The following is a 24770-nucleotide window of genomic DNA, read 5'->3' as shown; positions in this document are numbered from 1 at the left end:
TCGGACGAAACCTCCATTTCGTCCGCCGACGCGCACGGAACTGTGACTCAGTGAGAAGGCAACCGCAACCTTTCGAAGAGTATTCCAAAGCGCTTTGGCTAAATTGATCTGGCCATTGAATCGCCATGAAGTCAAGAGGCTCATGTTGCTAATCGATTTAAAAAGCGCCGAATGCTCTAAGAAAGTGCAGTGCAGCAAGCTTTTTTGGCGCTGCAACAGCAATTTTGGCTTCAAACACGGCCGATGCGCCTCTAAGGTCATCTTGCTTGGCAAAAGCGTCGGCCATCATCGGATCGATTAAAATTGAAAGCGCTTTGAGGCTGGAGGCCTCCGATGAACCTCAAGCAACTGTCGCACATGCTGTCGCTTTCGCAGACCACGGTCAGCCGGGCATTGAACGGCTACCCCGAGGTCAGTGAGGAAACCCGGCGCCGGGTCATGGATGCCGCCAAGCGCCACGGCTACCGGCCGAACCCATCCGCGCGGCGCCTCGCCACCGGCAAGTCAGGCATGATCGGCTACGTGTTGCCGACGGGTGCGTCCGTCGACATCGATCCGCATTTCGTCGAATTCCTCTCCGGCCTCGGCGATTATGCCCGGTCGCACGAGCTCGACCTCGTGCTGTCGCCCGCCGATGCCGACGATGAGGAGACCACCTACCGCCGCATCGTCGCCAACCGGCAGGTCGATGCCGTCTACATTTCCTCGCCGCGGCCGGCCGACCGGCGGCTGGCCCTGGTCAATACGCTGGGCATACCCTTCATCGTGCATGGCCGTAGCGAAGGTTTGGATTTCGATTATCCCTATCTCGACATCGACAATGAGGGCGCCTTCCACGAGGCGGCGCGGCTGCTTCTTCAGCTCGGCCACAAGCGCCTGGCGCTGATCAACGGCAACGAGCGCGAGACCTTCGCCATCCACCGCGAGCGCGGCGTGCGCCGGGCGCTTGCCGCGAGCGGGATGACGCTCGGCGAGCGCCACATCCGCTCGGTGACCATGACCGAGGAAAACGGCTATCGCGCCGCCCGTCGCCTGCTCGAGGAAGCCGAGCCGCCGACGGCGATCGTCTGCTCCAGCCTGATCATGGCGTTGGGCGTCGTACGCGCCGTGCGCGACCTTGGCCTCACCATCCCCGGTGACCTGTCGCTGGTCGCCCATGACGACGTCTTCCCCTGGCTGCGGCCGGAAAATTTCCCGGTGCCGCTGTCGACGACGCGCTCGTCGATCCGCCTCGCCGGCGCCCGCGTCGCCGAGCGTCTTGCGGCGCGCATATCGGGGCTGGAGGAGGGCGCGCGCGGCGAGGTCTGGCCGGTGGATCTGGTGGTGAGGGGGTCGGTGGCCGGGGCGCCCGGGTGAGGTCAGATTCACCAGCCGGACCGTGGCGCGCTCGGCTGAAAAGACGAGCGCGCGATGGATCGATCGCAGACTAAGCCAATTTCCGCCTGCCAGGCCTTATTGTAAGACGTTCAAATTTGAGCTTCCGCACTCATGCTTTGTCGAGAGTATCTCCTGTAGTCTCTAGCCGTTCTGCGCCAAAAGTTGGCCGTTCAATGCGCCGCCGGCAACGATGACGACGAATAGGAGAACGCAATGACCCGCACTCACGTTGAACGCCTTGAAGAGTTCAGGGAAATCCTGGTCGCGACTCGACGCGAAGGCGTCCGAAATGTGCACCACACTCGCGACGCGATGCGGGCAAGTGGCTTTCAGATCGGAGACAGCGATGGCTCCAGCTACGGCGCGCAACTGAAGGCGCTTCAAGAGCAAATTGAGGCGGTCGATCGCGCCATCGAAGACGAGAAGCGGTTGGCCTTGGTTCTCGAGGGTGCGGTGCAATCCCGCCGGCCGACCAAGCCGAGAATCGTGAAGGGTGCATAGAGCCAACTACGGCCGCTGGTGAAGCTGGGCTTCCAACGGTAGCAAGGGCGCCGGTATTGGGGGCAGGATCCAACGGCTTCACCTGCCGCCTCCTTCATGGGCTGCATTTACTCCCGTGGGACAACGGTCTGCCTGCGCCTGCTCCTGATTTTGGGAGGTGGCAACGGGTAAGTCAGAGTCGTTAGCCAGTCCTTCAGGTGCGCCTTTTGCCCGCATTCCCGTTCACCGAAGCGAATCCGATCCAACATCCAGGCCCGCCGCCGAAGGCTTCGGAGGTGGTGATCGTCGGTGGCGGTATCATCGGCGTAACGACGGCGCTTTTCCTCGCCTCCCGAAACATTCCGGTGACGCTGTTGGAGAAAGGCCGGGTCGCGGCCGAACAATCCTCGCGAAACTGGGGCTGGATCAGAAAGCAGGGACGGGACGCGGATGAACTGCCGATCGTCATCGAGGCCATTCGCCTGTGGCGGCAGCTGGTCGAGGAAAGCGGCGAAGACATCGGGCTGAAGCAAACGGGCGTGACCTATCTGGCGAACGCCGACAAGGACATGGCCGGCTTCGAAGCGTTCATGAAGATCGCCGCGGCTCATGACCTCGACACGCGTCTCCTAAATGCGGACGAGACCGCGAAACTCATCACCGGCATGTCGCGCAGGTTCAAGGGCGCGATGACGACGCCCTCCGACATGCGCGCGGAACCCTGGTTGGCAGTGCCTGCGCTGGCCAGGCTCGCCGTGCGAAAAGGCGCCAGGATCGTGGAGAACTGCGCGGCGCGAACCCTCGACATCGCGGCCGGTAGGATCAAGGGCGTGTGGACCGAGGCGGGATATATCGACGCCTCCACCGTGCTGGTCGCGGGCGGCGCCTGGTCGTCCGTGTTCCTGGCGCGGCACGGCGTGTCCATCCCCCAGCTCAGCGTCCGCGTCACCGTGGCCGCGACGGAGCCCTTGCCCGAGATCTATGCGGGCGCGGCCGCCGACGATCACATCGCTTTCAGGCGCAGGCAGGACGGCGGATACACGCTCGCCGGAGGCGGCAGCCACTTGCTCTACCTGGGCCCCGACGCATTCCGGCACGCCACCAAATATATTCCCGCCCTCAGGAACGATCCGTTCGGCGCGCGCTATTTCCCGTTCGCTCCGTCAGGCTACCCGGACGGCTGGTCGACGCCGCGCGATTGGGCGCCGGATTCAGAGAGTCCCTTCGAGAGAATGCGGGTGCTCAACCCGGCCCCTGAACCGGCCCGGCTGCGCGCGATCGGGCGCAACTTCAAACGCCTTTTTCCCCAGTTCGAAAAAGCTCGCTTGAAGGTCGGCTGGGGCGGCATGATCGATGCCATGCCCGACGTCGTTCCCGTCGTGGATCGGGTCCAGGCGATAGGCGGTCTTTTCGTCGCGACAGGAATGAGCGGCCACGGCTTCGGCATCGGGCCTGGCATGGGCCGCGTCGTCTCCGACATGATCCAGGGAAACGACACCGGACACGATCTCAGCCGCTTCCGGCTGCCGCGCTTCTGCGATGGAAGCCCGGTACGGTTGGGTCCGGCTCTTTAATTGGGCAACTGGCCGCCGCTATCCCGTAGCTGGGATAGCCGACTGCCTGGACTCACTCCTTCGCCGCTTCGGCGGCCTTGATATCCAGCAGCCCAAAGCCGAAATCATTGTCCCGCCCCTTGGGCCCAAGATCCTTCGCCGTTGCCGCCAGCGCCTTCTCGATCTCGTCGGCCGAGCGGTCGGGCGCGGCGTGGATCAGGTTGGCGATGGCGCCGGACACGATTGCGGCGGCAAAGGATGTGCCGGTCACCACGTCCGACCCGGCGCCACTCGGCGCCACCATTTCGACGCCGGGCGCCGAGATGAACACATAGGCGCCGCGATTGGCCTGCGGCATCAGACCGTCCTTGGCGTCGGTGGCGGTCACGGCGATCACGCCGTCGAAGGCGGCCGGGTAGCCGTAGGGCGCCTTCGGCCCGTTGTTGCCGGCGGCTGCCACCAGCACCATGCCCTCGGCGCGTGCATTGCGGCAGGCGGTGCCGAGCAGGTCGTTCTTCGGACCGACGAAGCTCATATTGATGATGCGAACATTCTGCTCAGCGGCCCAGTCGAGCGCCGACAGGATGACGTCCATGGTCGACTTGCCGCCTTCGAAGGCCCGCGCGTGATAGATTTTCGCGCCCGGCGCCATGCCTTCCAGCGGACCGACACCGGCGATCAGCCCGTCGACCGAGGTGCCGTGGTCGCGCTTCTCGATCGGCACATTGGGCATGGCGTCATATTGCTCGGCGATGACGCCCTTCAGCGCGGGATTGGTATCGTCGATGCCGGTGTCGATGACGGCGACGCGCACATTCTCGCCGCTCGCCTGTTTTGAATCGAGCGCGATGCGGTCGAAAGCATAGTTCACGATGCCGGCCGCCTGCTGCAGCGAATAGATATGGTTCGGCTCACGCCGCTGCGTGCGGCCGTCGGCGGCGAGCTGCGCCAGCACCAAGCCGACAGGCCGCCCGTCGGTGATGCCGAAGCGCACCAGCGTCGAGCCAAGCAGCCGCGACTGGCGCTGCGAGCGCACCTGCAGGCCGAAGGAATTGGCGATCTGCTGCACGACGCCGGCATCGCCGTTGACCGTCACCAGCACTTCGTCGGGCACGAATTCGCCGGCAATGGCGCGCGGCGGTTCAGCCAGGTTGAGCCCTTGCGGCACCGTGACGGGTCCGCTCGGCGTCGGTGTGGGCACCGGCGCGTTGGCGGAACCGTTCGACGGCGATGTCCCACCGGATGGCGCGGGCGCTTGCGGGGCCGCGCTCGCCGGCCGGTTCGGGAACAGATCGACGATCAGCGCCGGCAGGAACACCGCGCCGCCTGTGGCCGAGCCGCTGCTCGGCGCACCGCCACTGCCCTTGGCGCCGCCGTCCTTGTCGCAGTCGCCGCCGGCCGCCGTCGTGCGGTTCAGGCAGTCGACCTGCTTTTGCGTCAGGCTGGGATCATTGGTCTGCGCGAACGCAGGCGCGGCGACAAAAGCCGCCGCCGCAAGGAGCGCCGCATGCAGAATGACTTTTGGTCTTTTCGCAATTCCGGACGGAAAACCGCGGCACACTTTTCCTGGAATTGCTTTAGCCGCCATCGACCGGTTTCCTTCCCTGGATCACAGTATCCGCGAAAGGCTGGGCGGCAACAAGGCCGACGAGCCTGTCGTAATCGGCCGCCGTGCTGGCCGGGATCGCCAGGTGGAACACGCCGTCGGCGGTCGGGCCGCCGGCGATCTTCAGTCCGTTCTGGCCGAGGAAGGCGGCGATATCGGCCATCTTGGCATCCGGCTTGAACTTGACCAGCGCGAAAGGCAGCTTCGCCAGATCGTCCTGAGCGCCGGCCACCTCGAAATCGTTGCCCTTGCCGCCCGGCCGTTCGAAGGACTGCACCAGGACAAGTGCCAGTAGCGCAGCGGCGGCCGCCCAGGCGACGCCGGCGGGCATCGCCGTGACGCGGCCGAAGATCTTGGCGAGCCAGGATTGGCCGGCGGGCGCGCGCACCGGGCCGGCCTCCGCGTCGAGCGCCCTGGCAAAGCGGGAGAGCGCATCGGCTGGCGGGCGGATCGCCTCGTTGGCGGCGGCGGTGCCGGAGAACTCGGCCTCCGCTTCGCCAAGCGCTGCCATCGCCGCTGGATCGGTGGCCAGCCATTCCTCGACGGCCTCCAGCTCGGCGCCTTCCAGCGAGCCGTTCAGGTAGAACGGCAGCAGCGTTTCCATCTCGTCGCGGCGCGACATCTTTTCAGCGGCGCTCATGGCCACCCCCTGTCGTAACCGGCGGCCTTGAGGGCTTCGCCGAGTTTCTTGCGGGCGTAGAACATCCTGGTCTTGACGGTCGCGACCGGAATATCGAGCACCTCGGCGATCTCGGTCACCGACTGGCCATGGTAATAGGCAAGGTCGATCACCGTGCGATGTTCTTCCGGCAAGGCATCGACGAAGCGGCGCAAGGCGGCCGCCTTGTCTTCCTTCATGGTGACGACGTCCGGCGTGTCGGCACTGTCGGGGACCTGCGCCGCGTCATCGTCGTCGATCCAGTCTTCCTTCTTCTTGCGCAGCATGGAGAGCGCCTTGAAGCGGGCGATGCCGAGCAGCCAGGTGGAAACTTCAGAGCGGCCTTCGAACCCGGTCGCCTGCTTCCACAGCTCCAGAAAAACCTCGTTTGCGATATCGTCGGCCATCATTTCCGATCCCGTCTGGCGCGCCACGAAACGGTAGATCCGCGCGTGGTGACGCATGAACAGGAGCCGAACGGCGGCCCGGTCGCCCTTCGCGACCCGGTCTACAAGCGCGCGATCGGTTTCCGTCGCCGCGTTCATGGCCGGTCGAGCCGCCCGGCTCCTCGAAGCTCTGTCGCTGATCGGTCCAAAAAGGTTCACCCTCCGCCAAGGATTTTCGGAGGCTAACCGAAGAGCGGGGAGGTTGCCAGTAGGTGGGGTGCCCCTTCTCCCCTTGTGGGAGAAGGTGGCCGCGGAGCGGCCGGATGAGGGGTGCTCCAGGGAAAGCCAGCGTCTCACTCCGCTGGAACACCCCTCATCCGTCTCGGCGCTGCGCGCCGATCCACCTTCTCCCACAAGGGGAGAAGGGGAAGGTGAAATTCACCCCAAAAACACTTTCGCCGTCATCGTCTCGGGTATCTCAACCCCAAGCCGGCTCAGCACCGTCGGCGCGAGCTGCAGCTGGTCGAGCAGCGTGTCGGCGGCCGGGCCTTTCGCGGGTCCAAAATAATAGAGCGCGAAATCCTGCATCTCGTCGTCATGGCCGCCATGGTGGCCGCGGTCGGTCTGGCCGTGGTCGGCCGTCACGATCACTTCATAGCCGGCCGCGCGCCATTGCGGCAGGAAGGCTGCAAGCATCGCGTCCATCGCGTAGCAGGCATGGTCCATTTCTATGCAGTCATGGCCGAAGCGATGACCCATCGAGTCCAGCGTACAGGTGTGCAGGATGCCGTAGTCGATGCCGTGGCGCTTCACCAGCATGGTCAGCGTCGCGAACAGGTCGACGTCGCTCGGCGTCATCTGGTTCTTGAGATTGTAGCCGGTCATGCTGTGGAAACGGCCATGCGTGATCGGCCCGCCTAGATCGTCGAACTCCAGATCCTCGACAAGGTCGAACGGATACGAACGGAAGAACTCCGACCAGTAGGAATGGGTCACCGCTCCCGTCTTGCCGCCGGCCTTGCTGACCTCCGAGAAGATGTCCGGCTGCGTGACTCGAAAGCGGATCTCGTTGGAAAGGATGCCATGCACCTGCGGCGTCACCCCGGTGTGGATCGAGGCATAGCAGCAGGCCGAGGTCGACGGCAGCACCGAGCGCATCTTCCACACCTGCGCTTCGCCCGACTGCGCCCAGCCCTCGAGATTGCCCATCAGCCGGCGCCAGTTCCGGTAGGGCACGCCGTCAAGGATGATGAGCAGCAGTTTGGATTTGAGCGCCAAGGATAGGGCTCCATGCGGTTGTGCGGTAGGGATCAGCATCGACAGCCCGGCCGGTCCGGCCAAGCTCCAGAAGCGCGAAGATGAGGACGCCAGCTCAACGGATGTCGTCCTGCGTGACGCGCTCTAGTTTCCGGCGCTTTCCATGCGCCGCCCTTTGATCGCCTTCTCCAGCCAGCCGATTTCCATCTCCGGCACGGAGGACAAGAGCAGGTCCGTATAGGCGTCGAAAGGCGGCGTCAGCACCTTGCTCTTGGGGCCGTAGCGCACCACTTCGCCGCGATACATCACCGCGATCGAATCGGCGATCGACTTCACCGTCGCCAGGTCATGGGTGATGAAGAGATATGCGACCTTCTCCACCTGTTGCAGGTTGAGCAGGAGCTTGAGAATGCCGTTGGCGACCAGCGGGTCGAGCGCCGAGGTCACCTCGTCGCAGATGATCAGCTTCGGCTTCGCGGCGAGCGAGCGCGCAATGCAGACGCGCTGCTTCTGGCCGCCGGAAAGCTCGGCCGGGTAGCGATCGACGAAACCCTTGCCCATCTCGATCTCGTCAAGCAATTCGGCGACGCGTTTGTCGCGCTCGCGCCCCTTCATGCCGAAGTAGAACTCCAGCGGGCGGCCGATGATGGTGCCCACCGTCTGGCGCGGGTTCATCGCCACGTCGGCCATCTGGTAGATCATCTGCAGCTGGCGCAGATCCTCCTTCGGCCGGTCGGCCAGCCTGTTGGCAAGCGGCCTGCCGTCGAAGGTGACGGTGCCCTCCTCGGGCGGCAACAGGCCGGTGATGGCGCGGGCCAGCGTCGACTTGCCGGAACCGCTCTCGCCGACGACGGCCAGCGTCTGTCCCGGATAGATGTCGACCGAGACGTTCTTCAGAACCTTGACATGGCCGCCGCCATAGGCAGCGGTCACATTCTTCACCGACAGGAACGGTGTTGTGCCGGGCTGCTGTTCCTTGTGCTCGATCTCATGCACCGAAACCAGCGCGTTGGTATATTCCTGGCGGGGCTCCTTGATGATCTGCCGCGTGCCGCCCCATTCGACCAGCCGGCCGTGGCGCAGCACCATGATCTCGTCCGACACCTGGGCGACGACGGCAAGGTCATGCGTGATGTAGAGGGCCGCCACATGCGTGTCGCGGATGGCGTCCTTGATCGCCGCCAGCACGTCGATTTGCGTCGTCACGTCGAGCGCCGTGGTCGGCTCGTCGAAGACGATGAGGTCGGGCTCCGAGCAGAGCGCCATCGCCGTCATCACGCGCTGCAGCTGGCCGCCGGAGACCTGGTGCGGATAGCGCTCGCCGATCGTTTCGGGATTGGGCAGGCTGAGCTTCTTGAACAGCGTAACGGCTCGCTTCTCGGCCTCGGCGCGGGTCGCGGTGCCGTGCAGCATGGCCGCCTCGACCACCTGGTCGATCAGCTTGTGCGCCGGATTGAAGGCCGCGGCCGCCGATTGCGCGACATAGCAGACCTCGCGTCCGCGCAGCGCCCGCACGCCCTTCGGGCCGGCTTTCAGGATGTCGCGGCCGTTGAGGATCACCTCGCCGCCGGTGATGCGCACGCCGCCGCGGCCATAGGCCATGGACGACAGGCCGATGGTCGATTTGCCGGCGCCGGATTCGCCGATCAGGCCGAGCACCTTGCCCTTTTCGAGCGTCAGCGAGACGTCATGGACCAGCGTGATGGTCTTCGGCGCCTCGCCGGGCGGGTAGACGGTCGCCTCGATGCGCAGGTTGCGGATATCGAGGAGCTTGCCCGAATTTGCCTTGGTGTCGGCCATCAGCCGCGCCCTCCCTTCAGGCTCGTCGTGCGGTTGAGCACCCAGTCGGCGACGAGGTTGACCGAGATCGCCAGCACAGCGATCGCCGCAGCCGGGATCAGCGCCGCCGGAATGCCGAAGACGATGCCGTCCTTGTTCTCCTTGACCATGCCGCCCCAGTCCGAATCCGGCGGCTGCACGCCGAGGCCGAGGAAGGAGAGCGCCGACAGGAAGAGCACCGCGAAGATGAAGCGCACGCCGAGCTCCGCCACCAGTGGCGACAGCGCGTTGGGCAGGATTTCGCGGAAGATGATCCAGGCCTTGCCTTCGCCGCGCAGCTTGGCCGCCTCGACGAAATCCATGACGTTGATGTCGACGGCGACGGCGCGCGAGAGGCGGTAGACGCGGGTGGAATCGAGGATGCCCATGACCAGGATCAGCGTCAGCGTGTTGGTCGGCAGCACCGACAGCACGACGAGGCCGAAGATCAGCGTCGGGATCGACATCAGAAGGTCGACGAAGCGCGACAGCAGCGTGTCGAACCAGCCGCCGAAGACAGCCGCCGTGAAGCCGAGGATCGAGCCCAGCGAGAAGGACAGCGCCGTCGCCGCCACCGCGATCTCCATGGTGATGCGCGCGCCATAGATCATGCGCGAGATGAGATCGCGGCCGAGATTGTCGGTGCCCAGCCAATGAGTGGCCGACATCGGCTCCCACACGTCGCCGACGATCTCGCCATTGCCATGCGGCGCGACCCAGGGCGCGAAGATGGCGCAGAACGCAAAGAAGCCGGTCAGGATCAGCCCGACCCAGGCGGTGAACGGAATTTGTCGTAGCGTCATTCGCTTCAGTTCCCCCTCAGGTCGTCCCGCATCCGGCCCGTTATTTCGGATGCCCCCGTCATTTCGGATGCCTCAGCCGTGGATTGGCCACGATGGCGGCGATATCCGCGACGATGTTGAGCGTGATGTAGACCGCGGCGAAGATCAGGCCGACCGCCTGCACCACCGGCACGTCGCGCTTGGCGACATGGTCGACCAGATATTGCCCCATGCCCGGATAGACGAAGATCACCTCCACCACCACGACGCCGACGATGAGATAGGCGAGGTTGAGCATGACGACGTTGACGACCGGCGCGATCGCGTTCGGGAAAGCATGCTTGCGGATGATGTCGAAGGGCTTCAGCCCCTTGAGCTCGGCCGTCTCGATATAGGCCGACTGCATGACATTGAGGATCGCCGCGCGCGTCATGCGCATCATATGGGCGAGCACCACCAGCGTCAGCGCCGTGGCCGGCAGCACCACGGCCTGCAGCCTTTCGAGGAACGGCGTGGAATCATCCACCGTCGAGATGCTTGGGAAGATCTGCCAATGCACGGCGAACACGAAGATCAGCACATAGCCGATGAAGAATTCCGGGAACGATGTCGAGGCCAGCGCCAGGCCGGAAATCAGCTTGTCGACGAAGCCGTTGCGATAGCGCACCGCAATGAGCCCGAGGATGATCGCCAGTGGCACCGCGACGATCGCCGCGCAGGCGGCCAGGAAAAGCGTGTTCTTCAGCCGCGTGCTGATCGAGGTCGCGATGTCCAGTCCGCTCGACTGCGCCGTGCCGAAATCGCCATGCAGGATGCCCCACAGCCAGTGCACGTAGCGCAGCCAGGCCGGGTCGTTGAGCCCGAGTTGCTCGCGCAAATTCGCCAGCGCCTCCGGCGTCGCCGACTGGCCAAGGATCGCCTGGGCGACGTCGCCCGGCAGGATCTGCGTGCCGGCGAAGATCAACACCGAAACGGCGAACAGAAGAACAATGCCCAGCAAGATACGCTGAGCGACCAATCTCAGGATCGGATACGACATCGGCTACCTGCAATGGTGAAGAAGGGACGGTGCCCGCTTTTCAGGCAGGCCATGAATGCCGGAAAGGGCCGGCTCGCGCCGACCCTTTCCTATCCTTCGTCAAGCCTGCAGCCAGCACTCGATCAGCGCGTGGCCGTTGCTGAGTTCCTGCGCCGGGTTGTCGACCCACCCTTCGACGCCCTTGCCGGTCGCGTCGACGAACTGGTTGAAGAACGGCACGATCAGGCCGCCTTCGTCGCGCATGATCTCGCCCATGTCGCGGTAGATCTTCTTGCGCTTGGCTTCGTCGAGCTCGCCGCGCGCCGCAAGCACCATCTTGTCGAAATCCGGCCGCTTGAAGCGCGTGTCGTTCCAGTCGGCGGTCGAGAGATAGGCGGTCGAATACATCTGGTCCTGCGTTGGACGGCCGCCCCAGTAGGAGAGCGAGAAGGGCTGCTTGTTCCAGACTTCCGTCCAGTAGCCGTCGCCCGGCTCGCGCTTGATTTCGATCTTGATGCCGGCCTTGGCGCAGCTCTGCTGATAGAGCTGGGCGGCGTCCACGGCGCCCGGGAAGGCAACGTCGGAGGTGCGCAGCAGGATCGAGCCGCTATGGCCCGACTTCTTGTAGAGCGCGGCGGCTTTTTCCGGATCGAACTTGCGCTGCTCGAAATCGCCTGCGAACAGCGGATAGGCCTTGTTGACCGGCATGTCGTTGCCGACCTCGCCGTAGCCGCGCAGGATCTTGGTCAGCATCTCCTCGCGGTCCATGGCGAGCTTCAGCGCCATCCTGAGGTCGTTGTTGTCGAAGGGCGCGGTGTCGCAGAACATGTTGAACGGATAGAAGCCGCGGCCCGAAGCGGCGCGGATGGTGACGCCGGGCAGCCGCTTGACCAGGTCGACGATCTTCGGCTCGACGCGGTTGATCATGTTGACCTGGCCGCCCTGGAGCGCGGCCATGCGTGCCGTCGGGTCGTTGACGACGACGATCTCGACCTGGTCGGCATGGCCGTATTTGTCGGCCTGCCAGTAATTGGCGAAACGTTCGCCGCCATGCTTTACGCCTGGCTGGTTGACGGTGACCTTGTACGGGCCCGTGCCGATGCCGGCATCCGGCTTGTCGTTGCCGCCATTCGGCTGGATGATCAGGTGGTAGTCCGCCATGAGGTAGGGCAGGTCGGCGTTCGGGTCCTTCAGCGTTACCACGACATTGCCGCCATCGGCCTTGATGGTGTCGATGCTCTTCAGCACGCCCAGCGCGCCCGACTTGGATTTTTCGTCACTGTGGCGCTTCAGCGTCGCCACGACGTCGTCCGGCGTCACCTCCTTGCCGTTGTGGAACTGGACGCCCTTGCGGATCTTCATCGTCCAGGTCTTGGCGTCCTTGGAGCTGCCGATCTCCTCGGCGATGAGATACTCGACGCCGCCGCCCGGCGCGAGCTCGACCAGCGTTTCGCCCCAGCACTTGCCGAAAGCGAACGGAACCTGGCTAAGGAAGGTCGCCGGATCGAGGCTGTTGGTGGATTCACCGCCCTGAAGGCCGGCCTTCAGCGTGCCGCCCTTGACCGGGCCGGCCGCGCGCACGGCGCTGGAGAGCATCGAGTTGGCAACGGTGGCGGCGACGCCGAGCGCAGCGGCGCGACCGAGAAAATCGCGACGGCTGAGTTTTCCGGCCGCGACTCGCCGGCTGAGATAGTCGAGTTCGTTGGACATTATGGTTCCTCACTCTGGGTATCCGACCTTATGGTCGTTTCTTGCTATTGGAGGAGATAATGACCGTAACGGAAAGCAGCAGGCAAGACCGAATGCGACATACGGTGGCGTAAATCGTGCGTCGCGTTTGGACCAATCTTGCCTGCGCTCAGACGAGCGCGCGGGGAATCGTCTGCTTGAAATCGCGTTCGAAAACCAGCTTTTCGCCCTCATAGGCTTCAATTCTGGCGCTGACGATGAAGTTCCCGGCGTCCGATCGCATGTCGGCAAAGGTTTCGGTCCGCACCGACCAATCATTGCGCGACAATGTCTGCGTCCAATGCGTGGCCCCGGTGGCCGACAGCGGATCGTCGGGATGGATCGCCCATGTCTCGCGCGCGATGCTGCCATTGACCAGCCCATGGTCGAGATCGCGCACCTCGCCGAAATCGTCCGTTATGGAAAGCGTGACGAGGCCGGTCTTCTCGTCGCGGTCGACATGGCGTTCGGAACTCGCCGGCCGGATGGTCTCGGTCGCCCAGGGCGTCGCGCCTTCCGGCTCGGGAAACGAAACCTCATCACTTTTCGCCAGCGGACGTAGCGGCAGCTTCAGCGTAGCCCTCGCCAGATCAAGCCGCACCGGCTCCGGCGAGGGCCAGATCATCGGCCAGTAGGCGGTCGAAACGGCAACGCGCAATTTGTGGCCGGCCGGCACCCGGTAGGCGCATTGGTCGAGCACGACGTGCGCCGAAACGGTCTGCCCTGGCACCAGCGCCTGCGGGAACTCATGCGAGTTGCGGTGCGTGAGATTGAGCACGCCATAGGAGATCAGCTCCGAGGCGCCGTCGGGATGCACGTCGCAGAGGCGCACCGCGATGTTGGCCTGTGGGCGATCGGAGGCAACCTGGACCGCGAGCTCCGGCGCCCCGACAATGTCGATCGCCTCGGTGAGTTCCGGCTGGTCGAAGCAAACCGACAGCGCGTCGTCGGGCCGCTGGTCGCCGGGCAGTTCCGGCCCGAAGGTGAAGGGAAAATACTCGCCGCCGGCAAGTCCGCAGGTCTGGGGCGAAGCGACGATCGAGGGTTTGGTGTCCGCGGCAATGAGCTCGATCGCCCCAACCTTGATGTTGGATGACGGCCATTGCTGCTCCGCCACCCAGCGGCCAGGCCGCTCCGGGTGCCAGCGCGCTGGCCGCACGCTATCCATGACATAGGCGCGGTAGGCCGGATCGTTCTCGACGCCGGTCTCGGCGCCCTTCAGCCAGCGGTCCCACCAGCGCAGCGCCTCCTGAAGGAAGCCGATGGCCGGATTGGGTCCGGCGTAATGCGGGTATTTGTGGATCCAGGGGCCGACGATGCCTTTGACCGGCGACTGGATGCCGGTGACGAGATTGGAGATCGTGTTGCGGTAGCCGTCATGCCAGCCGCCGATCGACATCACCGCCGCTTTGACCGTTGAAAAATCCTCGCAGATCGAGCCGCGCTTCCAATAGGCGTCGCGATGCTGGTGGCTGAGCCAGAGCGGCGCCATGAAAGGCTGGTTCTCCAGCCGGGTCAGCCAAAGGTCGCGCCAGCGGTTGCCGCCGGCGATCAATGGGTCCGGCGGACGCGACGAATAGGACAGCATCGTCGAGGCCCAGCCGAAATTTTCCAAAAGGAGGCAGCCGCCCTTGTAATGGATGTCGTCGGCATAGCGGTCGACGGTGGAGCAGAGGCTGATCACCGCCTTCAGCGCCGGTGGCTGTTTCGCAGCCACCTGCAGGCAGTTGAAGCCGCCCCAGGAAATGCCCATCATACCGACATTGCCGTTGCACCAGGGCTGCGCCGCCGCCCAGGCGATGATGTCGCAGGCATCCTGCAGTTCCTGTTCGGAATATTCGTCGTCCATCAGGCCTTCGGAATCGCCATTGCCGCGCATGTCGACGCGGATCGAGGCGTAGCCGTGGCCGGCGAAATAGGGATGGGTCAGCTGATCGCGAAAAATGGTGCCGTCGCGCTTGCGGTAAGGCAGATGCTCGAGGATCGCCGGTACGGGATTGTCAGTCGCATCCTCGGGCATCCAGATGCGCGCCGACAGCCGGCAGCCATCCGGCATGACGATGCCCATATCGGGAATTTCGACGACCTTGCGGGGGAATTCGGTGACGATTTTCATGGGCGGCATAACGCTCCGTGGCGTGGCGACTTTCAATCGCCATTCGCGACTGGAGCATCAAAAAATGCGACCTTGGCCGCTAACGCAATTCGTCGAGCAATTCGGGATGTTTTTCGAGCAACGTCATCAGCTGAATGGTCGGGCCGCTCGGCTCGATCAGGCCTCGCTCATATTTGTCGAAGGCATTCTCGCCGACTTTGAACAGCGAACCCGCCTCGCGTTGCGACAGCTTGAGCTTTGCACGCATGCGCCGGATAGTTTCTGGCGCAGGCACGCCGTCGATCTTTTCCTTGAGAATGCGCAGGGCGGCATCAACGGCAGCCATATCCTCCCCGACATGCACGCCGTCTCCGTCCGAAGCCGGATAGTAGCCTGGCAGGTCGACAACCACGCTCTCGCCTTTGTAGGTCACGGTGAACGGACGCACCCCGCGCGTCAGGATCTCTCCGGTTTCGGGAGAGATCAGGGTTTCACTGGTTTCTGTCGCCATGTCATTTCTCCTTGAACGCCATGACCATGAATTCGGTCACGACGTCAGCCTGGAACTTCACATAGAGGAGCATGCCGCGTGCCGGCACGCGGTAGACATCCTGCCAGACCCGGTGATCCGCAAAAGTCGTCATCGATTTCACGAACATCTTCCGCTGTCGATCACCTCGACAATGCCGGCACGATCGAAACCGAGGTCGACCGCATCGCGCAGGGCTGACGTTGTGATGGCCAACGTGTCGACAGACCCGAAGGTGGTCTTGATCGCCTCAAGATCGTAAGTGGGCCTGCGTTTCTCCATGACCCAATATGCCACCATAAAGGTGGCAATTCAAGGTAGGTGGAGTGGAAACGATTCAGTTCAGCGGAATGTCGTTCTCCGCCTTGCTTGCCTGGTAGGCGTCGGACAGCTCGTCATAGCGATCCGAGATCCTGCCGATGCGCGCCTCCAGCCGCTTGCGCTCCGCCTCGGGCAAAGCCCGCACCAACCGGCGGATCGAGAAACTTTTCCAATAGGCGTTCTCGGCATTGTAGCCGCCGGGGTCGAGGGTGAAGACCTCTTTCAGGATCTTCAGGTCGTGCGGAATGGCGAAGCTGTCGCGCGAATCCTCGTGGCTGAAGAGGTAGTAGAAATTGTCGAAGCCGGTCCAGGTGATGGCCGACAGGCAGAGCGAGCAAGGTTCGTGCGTGGCGACGAACAGCGCCTCCTTGGTGTCGACGCGCTCGGCCTTCGGCATTTCGTAGAAGCGCTTCAGGCAATGCACCTCGCCATGCCAGAGCGGATTTTCCATCTCGTTGTTGGTTTCGGCCAGCACCAGCGAGCGGTCGTCTTTCCGCAGGATGGCGGCGCCGAACAGCTTGTTGCCATGGGCGACGCCTTCGGCGGTCTTCGGCACGATGTCGTGCTCGATCACGTCGAGCAGGCGGTCGATCAGCGAAACGTCGGTCATGGGAAGGCTTTCAGGGAAGGTGGATCTCGTAAGGGTGCGAGAAATAGAATTCCTCGAGATTGGAGCCGTCGCCGCCGCGGTCGACGATCAGGAAATCCTGTTCCTCGCCGATTGGCGTCAGCACGCCGTGCCACAGGTTGCGGCGGTAGTTGATGCCTTGTCCGGGGCCGGCGAGAAAGGCATTCGGCTCGCCCGGCCCGTCCTTGGTGTCGTGGCAGACGATCACGAGGAAGGGGCGCGGCGACAGCGGGATAAAGGCCTGGCTGCCCAGCGGATGGCGCTCGACCATGGTGAGCTTCAGCGGCATCTCGTAGGGCGTTCCGCGCACCATCGAGATCAGCACGCGCGCATTCGGTCCGGTCGCTTCCGCGGTGGCCAAGTCGTGATAGCGCATCGCCTTGCCGCCATTGATCGGGTAGCGGTTGTCGCCGCCCATATCGATGACGTCGCCGAACGGCGCGAAGTCTTCACGCGTCAGCGGCTTGGCAACGATGCGACTCACCGCGCCTTGCCTCCAAGAGAGCCGCCCCCAAGATAGCCGCCAAGCCTGGCGTGCCGGTTGACGTCCTTGTAGAGCAAATAGCGGAAATTGCCGGGCCCGCCGGCATAGCAGGCCTGCGGGCAGAAGGCGCGCAGCCACATGAAATCGCCGGCCTCGACCTCGACCCAGTCCTGGTTGAGCCGGTAGACAGCCTTGCCTTCCAGCACATAGAGCCCATGCTCCATGACATGGGTCTCGGCGAACGGTATGACCGCGCCGGGCTTCAGCGTGACGATGGTGACGTGCATGTCATGGCGCATGTCGGCGGGGTCGACGAAGCGGGTCGTTGCCCATCGCCCTTCCGTGCCCGGCATCGGGCTCGGCGCTACCTCCTGGTCGCTCGAGAAGAAAGCTTCCGGCACGTCGAGGCCATCGACCGCCTCATAGGCCTTGCGGATCCAGTGGAAGCGGGCAGCGGCGCCGCTCTCGTTGCGCACCGTCCAGCCGCTCGCTGGCGGCAGGAATGCGAAGCCACCGGGGGCGAGCATATGCTTTTTGCCGGCAAGCGATACGGTGAGTTCCCCCTCGACGACGAAAAGCACGCCCTCGGCGCCGGCATCGAGTTCCGGCCGCTCGCTGCCGCCGCCCGGCAGGACCTCGACGATGTACTGCGAAAACGTCTCGGCGAAGCCCGAAAGCGGCCTTGCGATGATCCAGGCCCTGGTCTTGTCCCAGAACGGCAGGGGGCTGGTGACAATGTCCTGCATCACGCCCTTGGGGATCACCGCATAGGCCTCGGTGAAGACGGCGCGGCCGGTCAAAAGCTCGTTCTGGCCGGGATGGCCACCCTGCGGTGCGTAATAGGTTCGCTCGGCAGTCTTGATCATATCCATGGGGTCCTGACCCTCAGAGCAATTCCAGGAAAGGGTGAAGCGGTCTTCCGTTGGGAATTGCGTCGACAAAAACAACAAACGTTCAGAGCGGGAGCATGTCCTTCAGCCGAAGCAGTGCGATGCGCTCGACCTGTTTGCAGGCGGTTTCGAACTCGGTGCCGCGGCTGTTGCCGATCCGCGCCTCGAACTCCGCCAGGATTTGGTCCTTGGTCTTGCCCTTGACCGCGATGATGAAGGGGAAGCCGAAGGTGGTGACATAGGCGGCGTTGAGCTTCGAGAACAGCTCGCGCTCCTTGTCGGTCAGCGCGTCGAGCCCGGCGGAGGCCTGCTCCTTGGCCGACTCCGGCGTCAGCCGCTTGGCCGCCGCCAGCTTGCCGGCAAGGTCCGGATGGGCGTTGAGCACGGAAAGCCGCTCGGCTTCGCTCGCCGCGCGGAAGATGCGGCAAAGCGCGTTGTGCAGGCCGCCCGCGCTGTCATGCGCGGGGCCAAGCTCCAATTCGTAGGCGCGTTCGGCGATCCACGGCGAATGCTCGAACACGCCGCCGAAGGCATGCACGAATTCCTCGAATTCCATCCGCGACGGACGCAGCGCCGGCGCCTCGTAAGGATGCGTCTCGCGCCAGTGTTTTGCGATGTCGATGCGCCGCGTCAGCCACACCTTGTCATGCGACTTCACGTAGTCGACGAAGCGCTTCAGCGCCGCCACGCGGCCCGGACGGCCGACCAGCCGGCAATGCAGGCCGATATTCATCATCCTCGGCCGGCCCGCTTTGCCCTCGGCATAGAGCGTGTCGAAACTGTCCTTCAGATAGGCGAAGAACTGATCGCCGGAGTTGAAGCCCTGCGGCGTCGCGAACCGCATGTCGTTGGCGTCGAGCGTGTAGGGGATGATGAGCTGCGGCGCCTCCAGCCCGTCGCGGTCGAACCAGTAGGGCAACTCGTCGTCATAGGTGTCGGAGACATAGTCGAAGCCGCCTTCCTCGGCGACGAGCCGCACCGTGTTCACCGAGGTGCGCCCGGTATACCAGCCCGTCGGCCGCGCGCCGGTCACTTCGTAGTGCAGCCGGATGGCCTCATCGAGGTCGCGCTTCTCATCCTCGGCCGCATGGTCGCGGTAGTCGATCCATTTCAGGCCGTGCGAGGCGATTTCCCACCCCGCCTCCTGCATGGCGACGACCTGGTCGGGCGAGCGTGCGAGCGCGGTCGCGACGCCGTAGCAGGTCACCGGCACTTGCGCTTCGGTGAACAGCCGGTAGAGCCGCCAGAAGCCGGCGCGGGCGCCGTATTCATAGATCGATTCCATATTCCAGTGGCGCTGGCCGACCCAGGGTGCGGCGCCGACGATTTCGGACAGGAAGGCTTCGGACGCCTTGTCGCCATGCAGCACGCAGTTCTCGCCGCCTTCCTCGTAGTTGACGACGAACTGCACCGCGACATGCGCGCCCCCAGGCCATTTTGGGTCCGGCGGATTGGCCCCGTAGCCGCGCATGTCCCTATCGTAACGCATTGTCGCTCCTGCCCGATGGTTGAGATGAAGATATCGAAAGGAGTGCGCATGCATTCCCCCGAAAATTTTTGAAAGTGCTTTTTGCCCCGCTCCGCTCGACCGGGGCTTATGCATCGCCTTTAATTGGCGCACAATTGACCTGAAACTGTACCGGGATGGAGGCGGCCAGTGGCAGAAACGTCGAAAGCCGATGGCGGGCGCCTGACCACCCATGTGCTGGACACCGCGTCCGGGCGGCCGGCAAAGGGCCTGTCGATCGAGCTCTTCCGCATCGAAGGCCAGAGCCGCACACATCTCAAGACCGTCGCCACCAATGATGATGGCCGCTGCGACGCGCCGCTGCTCGCCGGCGCCGAGTTCCGCACCGGTGAATATGAGCTGGTTTTCGCCGCCGGCGACTATCTGCGCGGCCAGGACATCAAGCTGCCTGAGCCCGCTTTCCTCAACATCGTGCCGATCCGCTTCGGCATGGCGGAAGAACGGCACTACCACGTGCCGCTCTTGATTTCGCCTTATGGCTACTCGACCTACCGGGGGAGCTGAGACATGGCAGGGATCCGGAACGAGATACGCTTCATCTTGAACGGTGCCGACATTGCGCTGACCGAGGTCGCGCCCGATGCGACCCTGCTCGACTGGCTGCGGCTCAACCGCTCGCTGCGCGGCACCAAGGAAGGCTGCGCCGAGGGCGATTGCGGCGCCTGCACGGTGCTGGTCGGCAAGCTTGCCGGCGACGGCCTGGTCTATGGAAGCGTCAATGCCTGCATCCGTTTCATGGGCTCGCTCGACGGCACCCATGTCGTTACCGTGGAACATTTGCGCGGTAGTGGCGAAAAGCTGCACCCCGTGCAGCAGGCGATGGTCGATTTCCACGGCTCGCAATGCGGCTTCTGCACGCCGGGCTTCGTGATGTCGCTCTACGCGCTCTGGATGAAGACGCCCGATCCGTCGAACGCCGCGATCGAAAAGGCGCTGCAGGGCAATCTCTGCCGCTGCACCGGCTACGAGGCTATCATGCGCGCCGCGCACGCCATTTCGAGCTACGGCAAGGCGGCGAGGGACCCGCTCGCGGTGGAGCGCAAGGACATCACCGAGCGGCTGAAGGCATTGTACGATGGCGCCAGAGTCGAGATCGGGTCGGGCAAGCAGCGGCTGATCGTGCCGGCCGGCGTCGACGATTTAGCCGCCGTGCTCGAGAAGGAACCCGGCGCCACCATCGTCGCCGGCTCGACCGATGTGGGTCTCTGGGTCACCAAGCACATGCGCGACATCCCGCCAGCGATCTTCATCGGCGGGCTCGATGATCTGCGCGCCATGTCGGAGAAGGACGACGTGATCACCATCGGCGCCGGCGTCACCTACACCGAAGCCTTCGATACGCTGTCGAAGCGCATCCCGGCCCTGGGTCCGCTGGTCGACCGCATCGGCGGTGAGCAGGTGCGCAACATGGGCACGATCGGCGGCAACATCGCCAACGGCTCGCCGATCGGCGACACGCCGCCGCCGCTGATCGCGCTCGGCGCGCAGCTCACCCTGTGCAAGGGCAAGAAGCGCCGCACGATCCCGCTCGAAACCTTCTTCATCGCCTATGGCAAGCAGGATCGTCAGCCCGGCGAATTCGTCGAGGCAGTCCACGTGCCCGTGCCGGCAAAGGCCGCGAAGTTTGCCGTCTACAAGGTCACCAAGCGCCGCGACGAAGACATCACGGCGACGCTCGGCGCATTCTATCTGACCCTGGCCAAGGACGGCACGGTGGCCGACATCCGCATCGCCTATGGCGGCATGGCGGCGACGCCGAAGCGCGCCACTGCGGTTGAGAAAGCCTTGATCGGCAAGGCTTGGAACGAAGCGACAGTGGAGGCCGCGATGGCTGAATATGCCAGGGACTTCACGCCGATCACCGACATGCGGGCAAGCGCCGAATACCGCGCGCTGGCGGCGAAGAATCTTCTGCTGCGCTTTTATGTCGAGACGACCGGAACCAAGGCGCCGCTCCAGGTTTCGCGCAGCGAGGCGGCCTGATGACCAAGCACGTCCCCGACCTCAAGGCCCAGAAGATCTCGGGCGGCGTCGCCAGCGACCAGCGCCATGATTCAGCGCACAAGCATGTCAGCGGCACGGCGGTCTATATCGACGACATGCCGGAGCCGGCCGGCACGCTGCATGGCTGCCTTGGCCTGTCGACCGCGACGCATGCGACGATCACGAAGATGGACCTCGTGGCGGTGCGGGCCGCTCCCGGCGTCGTGGACGTGCTGACGGCCAAGGACGTGCCGGGAGAAAACGACATTTCACCCACCGGCCGCCATGACGAGCCGGTGCTCGCCGACGGCAAGGTCGAATTCTACGGCCAGCCGATCTTCTGCGTCATCGCCGAGACGCGCGAGCAGGCGCGGCGTGCCGTCAGGCTGGCCAAGGTCGAATACGAGCAGTTGCCCTTCGTCACCGACATCGGCGCGCTCGACCCGCGCAAGGACAAGCTGGTCACCCCGCCGCTGACGCTGAAGCGCGGCGATGCGGCGGCGGCGATCAAGGCGGCGCCCCGCAGGCTCAAGGGCAAGATGCGTCTCGGCGGCCAGGAGCACTTCTATCTCGAAGGCCATATCGCCATGGCCGTGCCCGGCGAGGATCACGACGTCACCATCTATTCCTCGACCCAGCATCCGAGCGAAGTCCAGCATATGGTGAGCCATGCGCTGGGCATCCCGAGCAACGCCGTCACGGTGGAAATCCGCCGCATGGGCGGCGGCTTCGGCGGCAAGGAAACGCAGGGCAACCAGTTCGCAGCACTCGCCGCGATCGCCGCCAAGCGCCATCATCGCGCGGTCAAGATCCGGCCCGACCGTGACGACGACATGATCGCCACCGGCAAGCGCCACGATTTCCTGATCGACTACGAGGTAGGCTTCGACGACGACGGCAACATCCTCGGCGTCGACTTCATGTTCGCAGCGCGCTGCGGCTTCTCGTCGGACCTCTCCGGCCCGGTCACCGACCGCGCGCTGTTCCACTGCGACAACACCTATTTCTGGCCGGCGGTGCACGCCCAGTCGGCGCCGCTCTACACCAACACGGTGTCCAACACCGCCTTTCGCGGCTTCGGCGGCCCGCAAGGCATGGTCGGCGCCGAGCGCGTCATCGACGAGGTGGCCTTTGCCCTCGGCAAGGACCCGCTCGAGATCCGCAAGAAGAATTTCTACGGCGCGAGTGGCGACAAGGAGGGCGACCGCAACATCACGCCCTACCACCAGACGGTCGAGGACAATGTCATCCAGCGCATCATCGCCGAGCTGGAGGCGAGCTCGAACTATGCGCGGCGCCGGCGCGAGATCAGCGCCTTCAACAACAACAGCCGCTTCATCAAACGCGGGCTGGCGCTGACGCCGGTCAAGTTCGGCATCTCCTTCACCGCCACGCACTACAACCAGGCCGGCGCGCTGGTGCATGTCTACACCGACGGCTCGGTTCACCTGAACCATGGCGGTACCGAGATGGGGCAGGGCCTCTATCTCAAGGTGGCGCAGGTCGTGGCGGAGGAATTCCAGATCGACCTGGATCAGGTCAAGATCACCGCGACGACCACCGGCAAGGTACCGAACACCTCGGCCACCGCGGCTTCTTCGGGTTCCGACCTCAACGGCATGGCGGCGCAGAACGCCGCCCGCCAGATCAAGGACCGGCTGACCAATTTCGCCTCGGAAAAATACCAGGTGCCGCGCGACCAGGTGCTGTTCCTGCCCAACCGCGTCCGCATCGGCAACCAGGAGATACCCTTCGGCGATCTGGTCAAGCAGGCCTATATGGCCCGCATCCAGCTATCGGCGGCCGGCTTCTACAAGACGCCGAAGATCCATTGGAACCGCGACAAGGGCGAGGGCCGTCCCTTCTACTACTTCGCCTATGGTGCGTCCTGCTCGGAGGTCTCGGTCGACACGCTGACCGGCGAATATGTGGTCGAGCGTACCGACATATTGCACGAGACCGGCCGCTCGCTGAACCGCGCCATAGACCTTGGCCAGGTCGAGGGCGGCTTCATCCAGGGCATGGGCTGGCTGACCACCGAGGAATTGTGGTGGGACGACAAGGGCCGGCTGCGCACCCATGCGCCGTCGACCTACAAGATCCCGCTCGCCTCCGACCGGCCGAAAATCTTTAACGTCACGCTGGCCGACTGGTCCGAGGCGAACGAGCCGACAGTGCATCGCTCCAAGGCCGTGGGCGAGCCGCCTTTCCCGCTCGGCATGTCGGTTCTGCATGCGCTCTCCGATGCTGTCGCGAGCGTCGCGGACCACAGGATCTGTCCGCGCCTCGACGCGCCGGCGACACCGGAGCGTGTCCTGATGGCGATCGAAAGGCTGAAGCGGGAAGCCGCGCGGCCGGCCTGAATCGGCCTAAACGTGCAAATCGAGGCGCAAAACGCTATATTTCCGGGATGGAAATGCAGACGATGAACTCGAATGTGCAAAGCCTGAAGGCGTTCCTCGGTCGAGCCGACCGGATAGCGCTTGTCGAGGTGGCGGCCACCAAAGGCTCGACTCCGCGCGAGGCCGGCGCCTTCATGCTTGTCTCGGCATCGGCCATTTTCGGCACGATCGGCGGCGGCCAGCTCGAATATATGGCGATCGACAAGGCGCGGCAGATGCTTGGCGGAGGTACGCGATATCCCGCCGATGAAACCCGCATCGAGGTCGATGAAGTTTGCGCCACGCTCGACGTTCCGCTCGGGCCGGAGATCGGCCAATGCTGCGGCGGGCGCGTCGAGGTTCTGATCCGTCTCGTCGACGGCTCACTGGAGCAGCAGCTTATCGCCAACGCTCAATCGGAAGAGGCGCATCGTCCGCATGTCTATATCTTCGGTGGCGGCCATGTCGGCCACGCGCTGGCCGCGTCGCTGGCGCTGCTGCCGATCCATGTCGTCGTCGTCGAGACCCGATCCGAGGCATTGGAAGGCATGCCGGAAACGGTGGAGACCCGGCTGACGCCGATGCCCGAAGCCGTGGTGCGCGAGGCGCCGGCCGGATCGGCCTTCGCCATCCTGACCCACGATCATGCTTTGGATTTCCTGATTGCCGCCGAGGCGCTGAAGCGCGACGACACCGCCTATGTCGGCATGATCGGCTCGAAGACGAAGAAGGCGACCTTCAGGAGCTGGTTCCTGAAGTCTGCCGAGGGCAACGAGGCCGAGTTCAGCCGCCTTATCTCGCCGATCGGCGGCAACGCGGTGAAGGACAAGCGTCCGCCCGTGATCGCCGCGCTCGCCGCCGCCGAGATCATGACGACGCTGGTCTCGCATGCCCCCGAGGCGCCTGGCTCAGCCAGCGCTGAAAAGGCGATGGCCGGCTGATCCAGCCGGCCACGTGGGCAGGGCAAATCGCATATGGCAGCGCTGCCTCCGCTCCGTCCGCTGCGCGGACACCTCTCCCCCCATTTCATGGGCGAGGGCTACTGGCCGTCGTGATCGTGGAAAGCTTGGGTTCCTCGCCCAACAAAGTGGGCTACGGCGCAGCTTGGCGCATGCATTGTCAATGTAGCGCTGGGCGACCCCCAATCCGTCTCGGCTTCGCCGAGCCACCTCTCCCCCGATCGACGGGGTAGAGGAAAGGCGCCAAGCTTTTTGCCGTCAACGCTCGTCCAGCGACGCTCCCTTCCTTCCCTCCGGAGGGGGGAAAGG

General features: G+C 64.3%; 21 protein-coding genes and 1 pseudogene. 7 read left to right on the top strand and 15 right to left on the bottom strand.

The annotated features are described in order from the left end of the window. The first annotated feature begins 333 nt into the window (after positions 1-333). The 3 genes from DPM35_RS16740 (at position 334) to DPM35_RS16730 (ending at position 3431) form a co-directional block, all read left to right on the top strand. Positions 334-1356, top strand: a complete 1023-nt coding sequence (locus tag DPM35_RS16740) for a substrate-binding domain-containing protein (RefSeq protein ID WP_112128349.1) — start codon at positions 334-336, stop codon at positions 1354-1356. 234 nt (positions 1357-1590) lie between these two features. Further along, positions 1591-1878, top strand: a complete 288-nt coding sequence (locus tag DPM35_RS16735) for a hypothetical protein (RefSeq protein ID WP_112128348.1) — start codon at positions 1591-1593, stop codon at positions 1876-1878. 206 nt (positions 1879-2084) lie between these two features. Next, entirely contained in the window at positions 2085-3431 is a 1347-nt protein-coding gene (locus DPM35_RS16730) for an NAD(P)/FAD-dependent oxidoreductase (protein WP_112128519.1), read from the top strand. A gap of 52 nt (positions 3432-3483) precedes the next feature. Here the strand turns inward: DPM35_RS16730 and DPM35_RS16725 are convergent, their stop codons facing one another. The 15 genes and pseudogenes from DPM35_RS16725 to puuE all read right to left on the bottom strand — a co-directional run bounded on the left by DPM35_RS16725 (position 3484) and on the right by puuE (position 19099). Further along, positions 3484-4998, bottom strand: a complete 1515-nt coding sequence (locus DPM35_RS16725; RefSeq protein WP_245431557.1) for a S8 family serine peptidase — start codon at positions 4996-4998, stop codon at positions 3484-3486. Continuing rightward, positions 4988-5656 carry an anti-sigma factor gene (locus DPM35_RS16720; protein WP_112128347.1) on the bottom strand — a complete coding sequence of 223 codons (669 nt, stop codon included), beginning with the start codon at positions 5654-5656 and terminating at the stop codon, positions 4988-4990. The genes DPM35_RS16725 and DPM35_RS16720 overlap by 11 nt, the downstream gene beginning before the upstream one ends. Beyond that, a complete protein-coding gene (locus DPM35_RS16715; protein WP_112128346.1) occupies positions 5653-6219 on the bottom strand; it encodes a sigma-70 family RNA polymerase sigma factor in 567 nt (188 codons plus the stop codon). The genes DPM35_RS16720 and DPM35_RS16715 overlap by 4 nt, the downstream gene beginning before the upstream one ends. Before the next feature lie 279 nt (positions 6220-6498). Continuing rightward, the gene (locus DPM35_RS16710; RefSeq protein WP_112128345.1) at positions 6499-7338 is read right to left on the bottom strand and encodes an alkaline phosphatase family protein; all 840 of its coding nucleotides are present in this window, start codon (positions 7336-7338) and stop codon (positions 6499-6501) included. Positions 7339-7461: 123 nt separating this feature from the next. Then, positions 7462-9117, bottom strand: a complete 1656-nt coding sequence (locus DPM35_RS16705; RefSeq protein ID WP_112128344.1) for an ABC transporter ATP-binding protein — start codon at positions 9115-9117, stop codon at positions 7462-7464. Further along, on the bottom strand, positions 9117-9938 hold the full coding sequence (locus tag DPM35_RS16700) for an ABC transporter permease (RefSeq protein WP_112128343.1): 822 nt from the start codon (positions 9936-9938) through the stop codon (positions 9117-9119). The genes DPM35_RS16705 and DPM35_RS16700 overlap by 1 nt, the downstream gene beginning before the upstream one ends. Positions 9939-9996: 58 nt before the next feature. After that, a complete protein-coding gene (locus DPM35_RS16695) occupies positions 9997-10956 on the bottom strand; it encodes an ABC transporter permease (RefSeq protein WP_112128342.1) in 960 nt (319 codons plus the stop codon). A 99-nt stretch (positions 10957-11055) separates the two neighbouring features. Next, positions 11056-12645, bottom strand: coding sequence for an ABC transporter substrate-binding protein (locus DPM35_RS16690; RefSeq protein WP_112128341.1), 1590 nt, complete (start codon positions 12643-12645; stop codon positions 11056-11058). Positions 12646-12793: 148 nt separating this feature from the next. After that, positions 12794-14779, bottom strand: a complete 1986-nt coding sequence (locus DPM35_RS16685; RefSeq protein WP_112128517.1) for a CocE/NonD family hydrolase — start codon at positions 14777-14779, stop codon at positions 12794-12796. A 79-nt stretch (positions 14780-14858) separates the two neighbouring features. Beyond that, a complete protein-coding gene (locus DPM35_RS16680) occupies positions 14859-15269 on the bottom strand; it encodes a type II toxin-antitoxin system MqsA family antitoxin (protein ID WP_112128340.1) in 411 nt (136 codons plus the stop codon). 1 nt (position 15270) lies between these two features. After that, positions 15271-15569: pseudogene (locus DPM35_RS16675) on the bottom strand (type II toxin-antitoxin system MqsR family toxin). A gap of 55 nt (positions 15570-15624) precedes the next feature. After that, a complete protein-coding gene (locus tag DPM35_RS16670; protein WP_112128339.1) occupies positions 15625-16218 on the bottom strand; it encodes a nucleoside deaminase in 594 nt (197 codons plus the stop codon). Positions 16219-16228: 10 nt separating this feature from the next. Continuing rightward, positions 16229-16720, bottom strand: a complete 492-nt coding sequence (locus DPM35_RS16665) for an ureidoglycolate lyase (protein ID WP_112128338.1) — start codon at positions 16718-16720, stop codon at positions 16229-16231. After that, positions 16717-17592, bottom strand: coding sequence for a bifunctional allantoicase/(S)-ureidoglycine aminohydrolase (locus DPM35_RS16660; protein WP_112128337.1), 876 nt, complete (start codon positions 17590-17592; stop codon positions 16717-16719). Before DPM35_RS16660 ends, DPM35_RS16665 begins: the two co-directional genes overlap by 4 nt. An 82-nt stretch (positions 17593-17674) precedes the next feature. Beyond that, complete coding sequence (gene puuE / locus DPM35_RS16655; RefSeq protein WP_112128336.1) at positions 17675-19099, bottom strand: allantoinase PuuE; 1425 nt, start codon at positions 19097-19099, stop codon at positions 17675-17677. A 168-nt stretch (positions 19100-19267) separates the two neighbouring features. Between puuE and uraH the strand changes: the two genes are divergently transcribed. The 4 genes from uraH (at position 19268) to xdhC (ending at position 24443) form a co-directional block, all read left to right on the top strand. Beyond that, complete coding sequence (gene uraH / locus DPM35_RS16650; RefSeq protein WP_112128335.1) at positions 19268-19642, top strand: hydroxyisourate hydrolase; 375 nt, start codon at positions 19268-19270, stop codon at positions 19640-19642. A 3-nt stretch (positions 19643-19645) separates the two neighbouring features. Continuing rightward, on the top strand, positions 19646-21121 hold the full coding sequence (gene xdhA / locus DPM35_RS16645) for a xanthine dehydrogenase small subunit (protein ID WP_112128334.1): 1476 nt from the start codon (positions 19646-19648) through the stop codon (positions 21119-21121). Continuing rightward, positions 21121-23484, top strand: a complete 2364-nt coding sequence (gene xdhB, locus DPM35_RS16640) for a xanthine dehydrogenase molybdopterin binding subunit (RefSeq protein ID WP_112128333.1) — start codon at positions 21121-21123, stop codon at positions 23482-23484. The genes xdhA and xdhB overlap by 1 nt, the downstream gene beginning before the upstream one ends. A gap of 62 nt (positions 23485-23546) precedes the next feature. Continuing rightward, positions 23547-24443: a xanthine dehydrogenase accessory protein XdhC gene (gene xdhC / locus DPM35_RS16635; protein ID WP_112128516.1), complete on the top strand. Its 897-nt coding sequence runs from the start codon at positions 23547-23549 to the stop codon at positions 24441-24443. The last annotated feature ends 327 nt before the right edge of the window (positions 24444-24770 follow it).

The organism is Mesorhizobium atlanticum, from assembly GCF_003289965.1.
Lineage (GTDB): Bacteria > Pseudomonadota > Alphaproteobacteria > Rhizobiales > Rhizobiaceae > Mesorhizobium > Mesorhizobium atlanticum.
The sequence above is the reverse complement of the archived record's forward strand: the minus strand, read 5'-3'. Positions and strand labels throughout refer to the sequence as shown.